Annotated in this window: 11 protein-coding genes; 7 read left to right on the forward strand and 4 right to left on the reverse strand. The window is 60.7% G+C overall.

The window, feature by feature from the left end:
• Positions 1-17 precede the first annotated feature (17 nt).
• The 5 genes from ACSEXS_RS04400 (at position 18) to ACSEXS_RS04420 (ending at position 7,893) form a co-directional block, all read left to right on the forward strand.
• Complete coding sequence (locus tag ACSEXS_RS04400) at positions 18-1,064, forward strand: ABC transporter ATP-binding protein (RefSeq protein ID WP_438431959.1); 1,047 nt, start codon at positions 18-20, stop codon at positions 1,062-1,064.
• Positions 1,051-1,974, forward strand: coding sequence for an ABC transporter ATP-binding protein (locus ACSEXS_RS04405; RefSeq protein ID WP_438431960.1), 924 nt, complete (start codon positions 1,051-1,053; stop codon positions 1,972-1,974). Before ACSEXS_RS04400 ends, ACSEXS_RS04405 begins: the two co-directional genes overlap by 14 nt.
• Before the next feature lie 40 nt (positions 1,975-2,014).
• Complete coding sequence (locus ACSEXS_RS04410; protein WP_438431961.1) at positions 2,015-2,470, forward strand: hypothetical protein; 456 nt, start codon at positions 2,015-2,017, stop codon at positions 2,468-2,470.
• A gap of 291 nt (positions 2,471-2,761) precedes the next feature.
• The gene (locus tag ACSEXS_RS04415; protein ID WP_438431962.1) at positions 2,762-6,772 is read left to right on the forward strand and encodes a hybrid sensor histidine kinase/response regulator; all 4,011 of its coding nucleotides are present in this window, start codon (positions 2,762-2,764) and stop codon (positions 6,770-6,772) included.
• Positions 6,769-7,893, forward strand: coding sequence for a response regulator (locus ACSEXS_RS04420; protein WP_438431963.1), 1,125 nt, complete (start codon positions 6,769-6,771; stop codon positions 7,891-7,893). The genes ACSEXS_RS04415 and ACSEXS_RS04420 overlap by 4 nt, the downstream gene beginning before the upstream one ends.
• A gap of 11 nt (positions 7,894-7,904) precedes the next feature.
• Here the strand turns inward: ACSEXS_RS04420 and ACSEXS_RS04425 are convergent, their stop codons facing one another.
• The 3 genes from ACSEXS_RS04425 to ACSEXS_RS04435 form a co-directional block, all read right to left on the reverse strand.
• A complete protein-coding gene (locus ACSEXS_RS04425) occupies positions 7,905-8,918 on the reverse strand; it encodes a FecCD family ABC transporter permease (protein ID WP_438431964.1) in 1,014 nt (337 codons plus the stop codon).
• Positions 8,915-9,922: a FecCD family ABC transporter permease gene (locus ACSEXS_RS04430; RefSeq protein WP_438431965.1), complete on the reverse strand. Its 1,008-nt coding sequence runs from the start codon at positions 9,920-9,922 to the stop codon at positions 8,915-8,917. The genes ACSEXS_RS04425 and ACSEXS_RS04430 overlap by 4 nt, the downstream gene beginning before the upstream one ends.
• A gap of 340 nt (positions 9,923-10,262) precedes the next feature.
• Positions 10,263-11,234: an iron-hydroxamate ABC transporter substrate-binding protein gene (locus ACSEXS_RS04435; RefSeq protein ID WP_438431966.1), complete on the reverse strand. Its 972-nt coding sequence runs from the start codon at positions 11,232-11,234 to the stop codon at positions 10,263-10,265.
• A 275-nt stretch (positions 11,235-11,509) separates the two neighbouring features.
• On the opposite strand from ACSEXS_RS04435, the gene ACSEXS_RS04440 reads away from it, so the two are divergent.
• The gene (locus ACSEXS_RS04440) at positions 11,510-12,271 is read left to right on the forward strand and encodes a SagB/ThcOx family dehydrogenase (protein WP_438431967.1); all 762 of its coding nucleotides are present in this window, start codon (positions 11,510-11,512) and stop codon (positions 12,269-12,271) included.
• Positions 12,268-12,783 (forward strand): 2-thiouracil desulfurase family protein, encoded by a 516-nt coding sequence (locus ACSEXS_RS04445; RefSeq protein WP_438431968.1) that lies wholly within the window; start codon positions 12,268-12,270, stop codon positions 12,781-12,783. The genes ACSEXS_RS04440 and ACSEXS_RS04445 overlap by 4 nt, the downstream gene beginning before the upstream one ends.
• On the opposite strand, the gene ACSEXS_RS04450 is transcribed toward ACSEXS_RS04445, so the two are convergent.
• Positions 12,743-13,339, reverse strand: a complete 597-nt coding sequence (locus ACSEXS_RS04450) for a DNA-3-methyladenine glycosylase I (protein ID WP_438431969.1) — start codon at positions 13,337-13,339, stop codon at positions 12,743-12,745. The genes ACSEXS_RS04445 and ACSEXS_RS04450 overlap by 41 nt on opposite strands.
• Positions 13,340-13,379: the final 40 nt, after the last annotated feature.

The raw sequence follows: 13,379 nt of genomic DNA on the forward strand, positions 1-13,379 counted from the left end.
GAGGAGACGAACCTACCATGACCGAACCCTTGCTTGCCGTCCGCGATCTGCACGTCTCTTTTCAGACGCGGGACGGAGAAAATCAAGCCGTGCGGGGAGTCAGCTTCACGATCGAGGAGGGAGAGACGCTCGGCATCGTCGGCGAGTCGGGCAGCGGCAAGAGCGTCACGGCCAAGGCGGTGATGGCGCTGATTCAGCCGCCGGGCCGAATCGCATCCGGTAGCGTGGAATACCGCGGCCGAAATCTGCTGAGCCTCTCCGAGAAGGAATGGCGCCGCCTGCGCGGCAATCGGATCGCCATGGTCTTCCAGGACCCGATGACCTCGCTCAATCCGGTCAAGCGGATCGGCGACCAATTGACGGAGATCATTCGCCGGCATCGCGGTCTGTCCAAGGCGGAAGCGGCCCGGGAAGCCGTCCGGCTGCTCACCGAGGTCGGCATCTCCCAGCCGCGCGAACGGCTGCGCCAATATCCGCACGAATTCAGCGGCGGCATGCGCCAGCGGGTAATGATTGCCATGGCGCTGTCCTGTTCGCCGGAGCTGTTGATCGCCGACGAGCCGACTACGGCGCTCGACGTGACCATCCAGGCCCAGATTCTGGAGCTGTTCAAGAAGCTGAAGACCGAAACCCGGACGGCAGTCGCGCTCATCACCCACGACCTCGGCGTCGTGGCGCAGGTCTGCACGCGCGTGATCGTCATGTACGGCGGCCTCATCATGGAGGAAGGCAGCGTAGAGGACATCTTCTATCGCCCGCAGCATCCCTATACGCTCGGGCTGCTCCGCTCCCTGCCGAAGCGGGGCAAGGAGGGTCGCGAGCGGCTGACGCCCATCGAGGGCTCGCCGCCCGATCTGCTCGACCCGCCCAGCGGCTGTCCTTTCCGCGATCGCTGCCCGTATGCGTTCGATCGCTGTTCCGAGCGGCCGCCGGCCTTCGAGCTCTCGCCGGGGCACCGCTCGATGTGCTGGCTGGCGGAAGCCCTGCCCGGCGTGAAGGCGGAAAGCGCGTCGGAGCCGGTACTCCCCGCCGGAGAAGGAGGCGGAGCCGATGGCAGCCGATAAAGCGAACGCGCTGGTGGACGTGCGCGGACTGAAGAAGCATTTTTCCAAAGGGCAAGGGTTCTTCGGAGGGAAGGAAAGCGTGCTGAAGGCCGTGGACGGCGTCAGCTTCCAGATCCGGCGGGGAGAGACCTTCGGGCTCGTCGGCGAATCGGGCAGCGGCAAATCGACGGTCGGCCGCTGTCTCTTGCGGCTGTACGACTATACCGACGGAGAGGTGATCTTCGACGGACAGCCGATCGGCCGCCTGGGCGAGAAGGCGCTCAAGCCGTTCCGGCGGCGCATCCAGTCGATTTTCCAAGACCCGTACTCCTCGCTCAATCCCAGCTTAAACGTGCTGGAGCTGATCAGCGAGCCGATGAAAATTCACGGCGTCTACCCGGCGTCCGGCGGCAGGGAGGAAGTCGCCGCGCTGCTGGAGAAGGTGGGGCTCAAGCGGGAGCATCTCAACCGCTATCCGCACGAATTCAGCGGCGGCCAGCGGCAGCGGATCTCCATCGCCCGTGCTCTGTCGGTGCATCCCGAGTTCGTGGTTTGCGACGAACCGATCTCGGCGCTCGACGTGTCGGTGCAGGCGCAGGTGGTCAATATGCTGGAGGATTTGCAGGCGGAGTTTGGCCTCACCTACTTGTTCATCGCCCACGACCTGTCGATGGTGCGGCATATCTCCGACCGCATCGGGGTCATGTACGCCGGTCGGCTGGTCGAAGTGGCGGATAGCGATGAGCTGTATGAGAACCCGCTGCATCCGTATACCCAAGCCCTGCTGTCTTCGATCCTCGAGCCGGACCCCCGGGGCAGCCGGGAGCGCATCCTGTTCGACCGGGACGCGCTGCGTTTCGCGGCCGCCGAATCGGCCGAGCTGCGAGAGGTAAGTCCCGGCCATTTGGTGGCCGACTATCATTTGGTATAGAATAGAGGATGGAGGCAAGTTGGAAAAGGAGCTGGGGACGATGACAGAAGACAAGGTTCAAAAGGGGAAGCTTTCCCAATGGGATGCCCTTCTGCTGGAATCGCTGCGCGGACAAGGCTGGACCGAGCAGGAATTGCTGCAGCGGGTTCAGGACGGAAATCTGCCCAAGGACGAAAGCGAGTTCGAATTCGATTACCGGCGTCTGACGGAGCTTCAGGCGGAAGACCCCGACGGATTTCGGCAGGCCGTGTATAACGGTTACCGGATTAAATACAATACGATTCGCGGCATCAGCAGTTGGATTAAGGTAGCGCTGGGCAAGGAAGCCATGCTGGAGCTTACGGAAGGCAAGGAAGCGGTCGAAGCCCGGCTCGCCGCCGAGGAGATCGAGCACCTGTCCGGAGTTCTGTCCATCGGCTGGCATCTGACCAAGACCTCGGTCGAAGAGGACGGCTATGAATATTATGTCGTGATTAAGCCGGACCGCTCCGCTTAACCTAAATCCAACTTGACGATGACCCGCAGAGTGTACAAGCCCGGCTTCTCGAAGCCGGGCTTGTTTTCATGGAAACCCGGTTTTTTGGCGGAAGCCGACAAGCCTGGCGCATAAGAAGCGGCCTGTTCCGGATGATCACCGGAAGTAGGCCGCTTTCATTTTAGCGTGGGAAGAAAGGACTAATTTTTTGTCGAAAAAATGGTTATTTAGTCGAGAAATCATGGTAGAATATAGAAAAGCAAATAGAGAGACCTGGTACCGGTTAGAGAGACAGGAGAGGCTGTGGATTCAATGGGGAAGAAAGCCGGGCTTGGCGCAGCCGCGGGCTTGTATGTCGCCTGCATATTGCTTGGAAACGCATCGGGAGAACGGTGGGGAAGCTCCGGCGGGGGAGCCTGGGCGGCCTCCTTCGCGCCTTGCTTGCTCTATCTGGTATACCTCGGAAGACGAAGAGATGAGAAGCATCGCTTAGCCTATCGGACCCTTCGGCTCGCCTTTGCCGCGGAAGCCCTGGGCCGATGGATCGGGTTGGTCCCCGACTTTGGGGCTCCGCTTGCTTACGATCCAGCGAGGCCGGCTCCGCTTACCGTCGGGTTGTTCCTCATTCCCCGGCTCCTGCTCATCGTTTCGCTGGTGCAATTCCATCGCGCGAACCGGAAACGGTTCTCCAAGCTTCAATTGCTGTGGGATCAATGGACGCTTGCGGAATGCGCGGGAGTCAGTCTCTGGTTCCTGTTCCTGCGGGACAGGCTTCCGGCAATCGCCGCGGGCGACCCGAAGACCTGCGCGGACTTGCTGCTGCTGGCTGTGCAGCTTGTCCTGATGAGCGGCCTTCTCCTGAGCGGAATGTATCGCAAGGCCGAGGGAGGAACGGGATTTCCCTGGTTGCTGGCCGGGCTCTCGGTAACTGCCTTTGCGGAAATCGGCCCAATTCTGGGAAAGCAGCCGACAGGCCCGATCCTGGGCTCGGCGCTGCCGCTGATCGCCTTCGTATGTCTGGTGGTCGGAGGGCTTCTGCCGGGCAGCTCGGCGGATGCCGGTCCAGGTTCGGGAACGGACCATCCGCCGGACGAAGGCCTTCGCCGCACGCTGGCCTTTCTCGTCTTCCCCGCCCTCGTTCTCGTCTACGACGGCTTTTCCGCCGAGCGGATGTTTCCTTATCTGATCGTCATCATGGCGTACTGCATGGTCCGGTTGTATGTGAGACAGCTGAATGCCTCCCATCAATTGCTGGCGGCCGAGCAGGAGTTCAGCGAACGCATGCGGCTCTATCAGAATGTGCTCGACCAACTGCCGCTGACGGTCGTCATCACGGACAGGGACAAACGAATCGAATACGTGAACCGCTATTTCGTCGAGCTGACGGGATATTCGCGGGAAGAGGCGGTGGGCCTTACGCCGGCGATCCTGCAGAGCGGAAAGACCCCGAAGCAGACCTACCTGGACATGAACGGCGCGATGCAGCGCGGTGAAAAATGGAGCGGCGAATTCGTCAACCGGATGAAATCGGGGCGAGAGTATACGGAAGAGGTGATCATCGCACCGATTCAGAATGCATCGAGAACGGTGACCCACTATATCGGCATCAAGGAAAACATCACCGACCTGAAACGGGTGCGGCGGCAGCTGTCGGATCAGCTCGCGTTCACCAATCAGTTGATCGATACCCTTCCCCATCCGCTCTTTTATCTGGACGTGAACGGCTTCTTCGTCGGCTGCAACAAGGCCTACGAACAAGCCTTCCGAGTCGACCGGAACCGATTGATCGGGCGGGATTATCATTCCACGCCGCATCTGTCTCCCGCAAGCGCAGACACGCTGGGCCGGATGCTCGACGAGGCATCCCGACGCTCGCGTTCAGCTTCCAGGCAGCTTCAGCGGGTCTTCGCCGACGGGAAGAACCACGATATCCTTTATTCGATCTCGGCGTATCGCTTGAGCGAAGGCCAGATCGGCGGCTTCCTCGGCATCATCACCGATATCAGCGATCTCAAGGAGAAGGAAAAGGAGCTCATCAACAGCCGCAATTTTCTCGATGCGATCATCGATCATATTCCCCTCATGCTGTACGTCAAGGATGTGAAGGAGCTGCGGTTCCATCGGGTGAACCGGGCCTGTGCGGAGTTTTTCGGCAAAACGACGGAGGCTGTCCAGGGCTTGTCCGATTACGAGCTGTTCCCGAGCGAGCTCGCGGCCCGGCTGCGGGAAGCCGACCGCGAGGTGCTGGCATCCGGCCTGCCCCGCGAGGTGATCGAAGAGATGGGAGAGGGAGCGAACAAGCGCTACCTGCACGCATCGAAGCTTCCGATCTATGATGCGGACGGAGAGCCGATCTTCCTGCTCGGCGTGTCGGAGGATATCACGGACAACCGGCGGAAGGAGGAGGAGCTGAAGCAGGCCCTGCACCGCGCGGAGGAAGCGACCGCAGCCAAGTCCCAGTTCCTCGCCAACATGAGCCATGAAATCCGCACGCCGCTCAACGCGATCATCGGCATGGCGCATTTGGCGCTTAAGACGGAGACGAATCCCAAGCAGCGCGGTTATTTGGCCAACATCCAGCAGGGCGGAACCACCTTGCTCAATATTTTGAATGAAGTTTTGGATTACTCCAAGCTCGAATCGGGCAAGATCGAGCTGGAAGCGAAGGAATTTGGGCTGAAGGAGACCGTGCGGGAGGCATCGGAGCTGTTCGCCCAGCAAGCGGCCGAGAAAGGACTGGCGCTTCGGACCGTCTTCGCGCAGGACTTGCCGGCGCGGCTGACCGGCGATTCGCTCAGACTGAGGCAGGTGCTGATGAATCTGGTCAGCAACGCGGTCAAATTTACCGAACGGGGCGAAATCGAGGTCCGCGCCGAGCGGCTTCGCCGGACGGACGGCCGGATCAAGCTGGCATTCGAAGTCAGCGACAGCGGAATCGGCATCGGGAAGGACAACGAGCACCGGCTGTTCGAGGCGTTCGTTCAGGCGGACAGCTCGACCACCCGCCGATACGGCGGAACCGGCCTGGGGCTTGCGATCTGCAAACGGCTGACCGAGCAGATGGGCGGTCAGATCGGAGTCCGCGCCCGAGATGAGGGGGGCAGCGTCTTCCGCTTTACCGCCTGGTTTCAGGAGGTCCCTGAACCGGGCCATCCGGCGGAGGCGGCGGATGGCCCGGCGGCTGCAGCCGGACAGGCTTCGCCGCCGGAAGGGAAGGAAACCCGCCGCAGGCGCCTGGCGGGGGTGCGGATTCTGCTGGTGGAGGACAACGCCATCAATCAGCAGATCGCCTTGGAGATGCTCGCCAGTCAGGGCATCCGTACGGCGGTGGCGAATAACGGAGCGGAAGCGGTAAAAGCCATGCAGGAGCAGGTCGGAAGAGACCCCTTCCAGCTCATTCTGATGGATCTGCAGATGCCGGTTCTGGACGGCTTCGCGGCGGCCTCGCGGATTCGTTCGAGCCATGCGGAGATTCCGATCATCGCCCTCACCGCCGGAACGTTTGCCCAGGAGAAGGAGCGCTGCCTCGAATCGGGCATGAACGATTACCTGGCGAAGCCGATCGACGCCGACCTGCTGTTCTCGATGCTGGGAAAATGGCTTCCGGCCTTAAGCGAGCCTTCCGGCTATTCCGGCGCCGTCTCCGTGCCGCCGTCTCATGCACGAAGCGGCGCTCGTCCGCCGTTTCGGGTGGACGGCTTGAACGCTGAGGCCGCTCTCAACCGGCTGGGGGGCCATGAAGAACTGTACCGGCGGCTTCTGATGTCCTTCGCGGACTCTCAGCGCGAGTTGGCCGCTCAGCTCCGGAAAGCGGGCGATGCGCAGGATTGGAGTGCCGTTCACCGGCTGGCGCATAACTTGAAGGGGTTATCCGGGAACGTCGGAGCGCACAGCATTCAAGAGCTATCCGACCGCATATGTGCCATTTTGTCAGAACCGGGCCCATTGCCTCACGGCAGCCGGGTCGGTCCGATGCTGACCGAGTTGGAACAGAGGACCGACTCGCTTTCGGCGGCGCTGACGGCAGCGCTTGCCGACAACCTGCAGGCCGGGATGGCCGATGAACGGCCGGAAATCGAAGCGGCGATGCCGTTGCTGCGCACACTGATTAGGCTTCTGCAAGAAAGCGACGCCGAGGCGGCCGATTTCTACGAGGAGCACCGGCCGGCCTGGAGCGGGATTTGGCGGCCGGACGACTTGGCCGAGCTGGACCGGCTCATGCATGCGTTTGATTACGAGCAAGCGATCATCCGAATCGGGGAACGGATTCCCCGGTCGGAGCGAGATCGAGACCAGAATGGAAAGGGAGCCGAAACCTCATGATGGATAGAAAACCGACCATTCTGGTCGTGGACGACGTCCCCGGCAACATCGCTCTGCTCAGCGGGCTGCTCAAGCCGCATTACCGCGTGAAGGTTGCGAATAACGGGGTACGGGCGCTGCAGGTGGCGAAGGAATCGCCGCCGGACCTGATTCTGCTGGATATTATGATGCCGGTGATGGATGGATATGAGACTTGCCGAAGGCTCAAGCTGGAGAACGAGCTGAAGGAGATTCCCGTTATTTTTCTGACCGCCAAGGAAGAGACGCAGGACGAGAGCAAGGGTCTCGAAATCGGGGCCGTCGACTATCTGACGAAGCCGATCCGCGCACCGATTCTGCTGTCGCGGGTGAAGACGCATCTGGAGCTGAAGCAATCGCGGGACATCCTGAAGGACCACAACCATTTTCTCGAAATGGAGATTTCCCGCCGGAGCCAGGAGGTCTCGACGATTCAGGAAGTAACGATCATGTCGATGGCGGCGCTTGCCGAAATCCGCGACCTGGATACGGGCAACCATATCCAGCGGACAAAATACTACCTGCGCCTGCTGGCGACCCATCTGAGCCGGCAAGACAAGTACCGCGCCCTGCTCACTCCGGAAGCGATCGACTTGATGGTCACCTCGGCTCCCCTGCACGATATCGGCAAGGTCGGCATTCCCGATTACATTCTGCAAAAACCGGGAAAGCTGACCGCCGCCGAATACGAAGTGATGAAAACCCATACCCTGCTGGGCCATGAAGCGATATTGCGCGCGGAAAAGCTGATGAACAGCTCCGATACGTTCCTGCGCTTCGCCAAGGAAATCGTGCTGTATCACCACGAGCGCTGGGATGGCAAAGGCTATCCCTACGGGCTTCGGGGCGAACGCATCCCCCTCTCGGCGCGGCTTATGGCGGTCGCCGATGTGTATGATGCCCTGACGGGCAAACGGGTGTACAAAACGGCCATTCCCCATGAAATGGCCGTTCGGATGATTGTGGAGGACTCCGGCACCCACTTCGACCCGGAGGTTGTCCGCAGCTTCGTCGAGAACCAGCGGCATTTCCTGGAAATTCACGAGCGTTACAAGGGCGAGGAGGCGGAGCTGCTGCTTACGGCGTCCTTTCCGTCCGCTTAGCGGGACGACCGCTAGCCCTTCTGCTTCATTAAGAGGTACAAGAAATAGGGAGCCCCGATGAAGGCGGCGACGATTCCGGCCGGGATGCCGTTCGGGTCGGCCAGGTTGCGGCCGACGGTGTCGGCGGCCAGCAGCAGCCAGCCGCCGGTGAGAATCGCCACCGGCAGGGAGAGCTGATTGCGCGGGCCGACCATGGCCCGCGCTATGTGGGGCGCCATCAGGCCGATGAAGCTGATCGCGCCGGTGACCGATACGGAGGAGGCGGCGAGCGCGACGGCGGCGATCAAGAGCCGCAGCCGCTCACGGTGGAGCCGCAGCCCGACTCCGACGCTGACGGAATCGCCGAGCTCCAGCAGATTCAGCGTGTTGGCTTTACGGAGCGCGAACGGAACGAGAAGAGCGAGCCAAGGCAGAAGCGACCAGATGAAGACGGCGTCGCTGCCCCAGATGTTGCCCGCCAGCCACTTGGTGATGAAGTCGACCTTTTCCCGTTCGGACGATGAAATCAGCACGATCATCATGCCCGACAAGGCCAGGGAGAAGCCGACTCCGACCAGTACGAGACGGATCGGCTGCATCCCTTCGCCCTTGCGGTAGGAGAAGAGATAGAGCAGCAGGCCGGTGATAAGTGCGCCGGCGAAGGCCGCAAGGGGGAGCAGATAGATGAAGCTGCCGGTTCCGATCGGAAGATAGAGGAAGAACAGGGCGACCCCGAGGCCCGCTCCGGAATTGATGCCGATGATGCCGGGATCGGCCAGATCGTTGCGCGTCAGCCGCTGAAGGATGGCCCCCGACAGGGCAAGGCCCATCCCGGCTAACAGGGTGATGAAGATTCGGGGCAGCCGGATGGAGAAGAGGATGAAATTCTCCTTCTTCGAGCCATGGCCGAACAGCACCGGAAGCAGCCGGTCGTAGGACAAGGTCGAATACCCCCAGCCTGCAGCGACCCACAGGGTGACGAGAATGAGCAGGAACAGGCCAAGCAGAATCAACCGCTGCCGGCGAATAAGCTTGGGTTGGATCATGCCGCTCCGCCTCCTTTCTTATTGACGATCCAGAGGAAGAAGGGCAACCCAAGCATGGCGACGATGGCGGTCACCGAAGTCTCGTACGGCGCGTTGATCGTTCGCCCGATCGTGTCGGCAAGGAGCATGAATAGGCCGCCGACCGTGGCCGAAAGCGGAAGCACCCGGCGATAATCGGGACCGGTGATGGCCCGAACGATATGCGGCACCATCAGCCCGATGAAGGCGAGGTTGCCGACGAGGGCGACGGAAGCCCCGGCCAGGACGATGATGACCGCGAACAGGATCACTTTGACGCGGGCGGTATTCTGCCCTAGGCCGGAAGCTACCTCTTCGCTCAGGCTGAGAATGGTGATCTGGCGGGATAAAGCCATGGCGGTGATCAGGCCCGCCGCGATAAATGGAGCGATCAGTGCAAGCTGGTTCCAAGTGGTGCCGATCACGCCTCCAGCATTCCACATGGAGATCTCCTGGGAGATTTTAAAGGAGAGCCCGATGCCTTCGGCTGCGGCGTTCAGCAGTGCCGAGACGGCCGCTCCGGCGAGGACGATGCGCAGAGGCGACAGGCCGCGCCGGTTCGCGGCGCTGATGCCGAACACGAGCAGGGTTCCGACGGCCGCACCGGCGAAGCAGGCCAGTACGATGCCGAGCGTGCCGGCTCCCGGATAGAACGCCAGCACCACGGCGAGCATCGCGTTGGCCCCGGCCGTCAGGCCGAGCAGTCCCGGATCGGCCAGCGGATTGCGGGTTATGCCCTGCATGACCGCGCCGGCGACGGCGAGGGCGGAGCCGACCGCCAAGGCGGCAAGCTCACGCGGCAAACGGAACTCGCGGATCAGCAGGCTGGTTTTCCCGGTAGGCTTCGTCGTCAGCGCGAGCCAGACGTCGTGAAAGCGGCTGTCCGCCGCCCCATAGAGAAGCGAGACCAAAAACATGGCGGCGAGCGCCAAAAAGCTGATGGCGAGAATAAAACCATAGGGGATTCTGCGCGGCTGCCCGTGCATGGTGCATCAACATCCTTTTCGTTTGCATCGTAACGGCATCTCGTATAAGAAGAGAAGCCCCCTCGCCGGTCTGGGGGGTCACTGAAAAACAATCGCTTCGTTTTCAGTGTCCTCCCGGCCTGGGGAGGGGGTTCTGACCTGCTATATAGATTGAACACAAGAAAGCCGGAGAAGAGGAAGGTCGTGGAGAAGCGAAGCGTTCGCCTTTGATCCCGGATTTCCCCTAGAAACGTTCATTCAGGAAATCTGGGATCAACAGCGATTGGAATGACATTCCATCTGCGCAGGCGTAACGAATAAGTTCAATCTATATAGTGGCGGTTCGGCTCGGAAGCCGGGTTTACTTGCCGAGAAAATGCTGCTTGAAGAACTCCAGCTGGAAGTCGAGCGTGATCGGGTCGTTGAAATAGAATTCCTTGGCGTTGGCTTCAAAGACGTGGTTGTTCTTGACGGCGGGGATAGTCTTGAACGTTTCCGTCGTCATGTACGAGTTATCCGTATCCGGGTTCTTGCTGATGATGAGGTAATCCCCGGCGTATTCCGGCAGAACCTCGACCGACAGCGCATAGTAGCCGTCCTTTGTCGTCGTCGCCTTTACCTTTTCTGGCATGCCGAGCTTCATTTCCTGATAGAGAATCTCGGTGCCGCGTCCCCAGTGGTCGCCGAACACGTAGATCTGCTTGTCGAAGTTCTCGATGACGGATACCGTCGCGTTCTCGCCGATCTTCGCCCGGATTTCATCCCCGGCCGCTTTGGCGCGCGCTTTGAAATCATCCACCCAAGCCTTAGCTTCCTTCTCTTTGTTCAGCAGCTTGCCGATCTCGAGATGCTGGGTGAGATAATCCACCTTGGCGTAGGTAAAGGTGACCGTAGGGGCGATTTCCTTCAGCTTGTCCAGGTTCTTGACGGTGGAGAGGCCGATAATCAGGTCCGGCTCCAGCTCGATGATCTTCTCCAGGTTGTCCTCGGAGACCTCGGCAACGTCCTTCAGCTGGTCCTGGTACTTCGGGTTCATCTTCGACCAGCTATCGACACCGACCAGGGGGACATGAAGCGCCATCACATTCCCGGCAAAAGAAGAGACCACGACCACCCGCTGCGGATTCGCAGGCACTTCGACCGGACCGTTCTCGGATTGATAGGTGAAGGTGCCGGACTCGGCGGGAGCGGAGGAGCCGGAAGGGGAAGCCGCCGTGGCGCCCGGGGCGGAGCTGGAGCTTGGACTGGCACCTGACTTGGAGCCGGAGCTTCCGCAAGCGCTCATGACGAACAGCAGGATCAGGGCGAGGGGCAGGGCAAAGAATTTCTTCATGAATGACGGACTCTCCTTCGAAAAGCTAGATTAGAATCATTATTGATAATGATTATCAATATCACTTACGATTGAATGATAGCCAGATCGATTGGCTTTGTCAATGAATTTTTCTTCATGAAACGGCAGATTGCCGCCTTTCATAAGCCGACGATCCGTATGCATTTTGGTTAGCGATAACGGGAAAATTCCCCTCGCATTTGCAAAAGCTGAGGTATAATGGACAGATACAGGAAATCCGCGGAGTGATGACATTAGGGCAGGGGGAAAAATTTATGAGTCACGAGGACATTATCAAAAGCTGGACGGAGAGCAACCGCAAGTTTATGAAAAGCGATTTCGCCGATGACGGAATCGAGTCGGATCAGCAGAAGAAGCTGCCCCAGCCGCCGCTTACGAAACCGGCGGTCGGCGAGAAGACGCTTCCGCTCCCAAAGGAGTTCGCTTCGGTTCTGAAGGAATCGAATTATCTGTCGCTGCTGGAAGGCCGCAAGAGCGTCCGGGTGTACAAGCCCGGCGATCTCTCGCTCGCGGCGCTTTCGTTCCTGCTCTGGAGCACGCAGGGCGTCACCGGCATCCGCGGCAACGGCTATGCGGCGATACGCCCGGTCCCGTCGGCCGGCGCCCGACATCCGTTCGAGACCTATCTGGCGATCTTTCACGTAGAAGGGGTGGAGCCGGGAATCTATCATTACCTCCCGCTCGAGCATGCGCTGGAGCTGATCCACACCCCTTACGATCTGGAGGAGCTGGTCTCGATCAGCTTGTGCGATCAGCAGTGGGCGGCCAAAGGGGCGGTCACCTTCTTCTATACCGCCGTGCCTTATCGGAGCGAATGGCGGTATTCGGTCCGCTCGCATCGGGTGATGCTGATGGACGTCGGCCATGTGATGCAGAATCTGTACTTGTCGAGCGGTGCGGTCGGCTGCGGCACCTGCGCCATCGCCGCGTTCGATCAAGAGACGGCCGACCGGCTGTTGCAGGTTGACGGCCAGGAGGAATTCGTGTTGTATGCCGCTGCGGTGGGGTTGCTATGAGGGCTGAGCCTAGCCGGATTCTGGTCAGCGCGTGCCTGGCCGGGCTGAAGGTGAGGTATAACGGCCTGGACAGCCGGGAGGAGCGGATCGAGCGCTGGGTCCTCGAAGGCCGGGCCGTGACCGTCTGCCCGGAGGTCCTGGGCGGCTGTCCGACTCCGCGCGAGCCGGCGGAGATCGTCGGCGGCACCGGCGAGGACGTCCTTGCCGGACGGGCCCGGGTGGTGGACACCACGGGAGCGGATGTCACGGACAAGTTCGTCCGCGGCGCTTACGAGACGCTGCGCATCGCCCGGGAAACGGGAGCCTCGGCGGCCGTGCTCAAGCAGTCCAGCCCTTCTTGCGGCAGCGCGCGGATCTATGACGGCACGTATACCGGGCGAAAGATTCCCGGCGTGGGCGTGACCGCAGCGCTGCTTAGGCGGGAAGGGATCGCCGTGCTATCCGAGGAAGAGCTGGACGAGCTGGACGAGCTTATGCCCGATAGTGGTGGCAGCCGACCAGATGATCGTTGACCAGGCCGACGGCTTGCATGTAGGCATAGCAGATGGTGCTGCCGACGAACTTAAAGCCCCGCTTCAGGAGATCCTTGCTCAGCGCGTCCGACAGCGGAGTCTTGGCCGGCACTTGGCCCGGTTCGGTCCAAGCGTTGACAATCGGCCGATGGCCGACCCAGCCCCACAGGTAGCGGTCGAAGCTGCCGAATTCCTCCTGAACCCTCAGGAAGGCGGCCGCATTGACGGAAAGCGCCGCGATCTTCGCCCGGTTGCGGATGATGCCGGGGTTGGCCAGCAGCTCCTGCCGTTTCTCCTCGCCATAGCGGGCGATCATTTGGGGATCGAAGCCGTCGAACGCTTCGGCCATGGCGTCCCGTTTGCGCAGGATGGTTGCCCAGCTTAGCCCGGCCTGCATGCCCTCCAGGATCAGCATCTCGAACAAGCGGCCGTCGTCGTGCTCCGGTTTCCCCCAGATCTGATCGTGGTACATTTTGTCCAGCTCTGTGCGGACCCAGGAGCAGCGCGGAGGCTCTTCGAGTGTTAGCTCGGATTGCTGTTCATTTTCGGTTGACATGGAGATTCCTCCTCATTTTTCAATGGTTGTTCGTTGTTCG

The sequence above is a fragment of the Gorillibacterium terrae genome (assembly GCF_051594785.1).
In the GTDB taxonomy this organism is placed as follows: Bacteria; Bacillota; Bacilli; order Paenibacillales; family NBRC-103111; genus Gorillibacterium.

Bases quoted from the DNA above. Each gene is read 5' to 3' on its own strand.
- ACSEXS_RS04450 (WP_438431969.1), bottom strand. From the start codon at position 13,339: ATGTCAACCGAAAATGAACAGCAATCCGAGCTAACACTCGAAGAGCCT.
- ACSEXS_RS04405 (WP_438431960.1), top strand. From the start codon at position 1,051: ATGGCAGCCGATAAAGCGAACGCGCTGGTGGACGTGCGCGGACTGAAG.
- ACSEXS_RS04410 (WP_438431961.1), top strand. From the start codon at position 2,015: ATGACAGAAGACAAGGTTCAAAAGGGGAAGCTTTCCCAATGGGATGCC.
- ACSEXS_RS04400 (WP_438431959.1), top strand. From the start codon at position 18: ATGACCGAACCCTTGCTTGCCGTCCGCGATCTGCACGTCTCTTTTCAG.
- ACSEXS_RS04440 (WP_438431967.1), top strand. From the start codon at position 11,510: ATGAGTCACGAGGACATTATCAAAAGCTGGACGGAGAGCAACCGCAAG.
- ACSEXS_RS04420 (WP_438431963.1), top strand. From the start codon at position 6,769: ATGATGGATAGAAAACCGACCATTCTGGTCGTGGACGACGTCCCCGGC.
- ACSEXS_RS04445 (WP_438431968.1), top strand. From the start codon at position 12,268: ATGAGGGCTGAGCCTAGCCGGATTCTGGTCAGCGCGTGCCTGGCCGGG.
- ACSEXS_RS04415 (WP_438431962.1), top strand. From the start codon at position 2,762: ATGGGGAAGAAAGCCGGGCTTGGCGCAGCCGCGGGCTTGTATGTCGCC.
- ACSEXS_RS04435 (WP_438431966.1), bottom strand. From the start codon at position 11,234: ATGAAGAAATTCTTTGCCCTGCCCCTCGCCCTGATCCTGCTGTTCGTC.
- ACSEXS_RS04430 (WP_438431965.1), bottom strand. From the start codon at position 9,922: ATGCACGGGCAGCCGCGCAGAATCCCCTATGGTTTTATTCTCGCCATC.
- ACSEXS_RS04425 (WP_438431964.1), bottom strand. From the start codon at position 8,918: ATGATCCAACCCAAGCTTATTCGCCGGCAGCGGTTGATTCTGCTTGGC.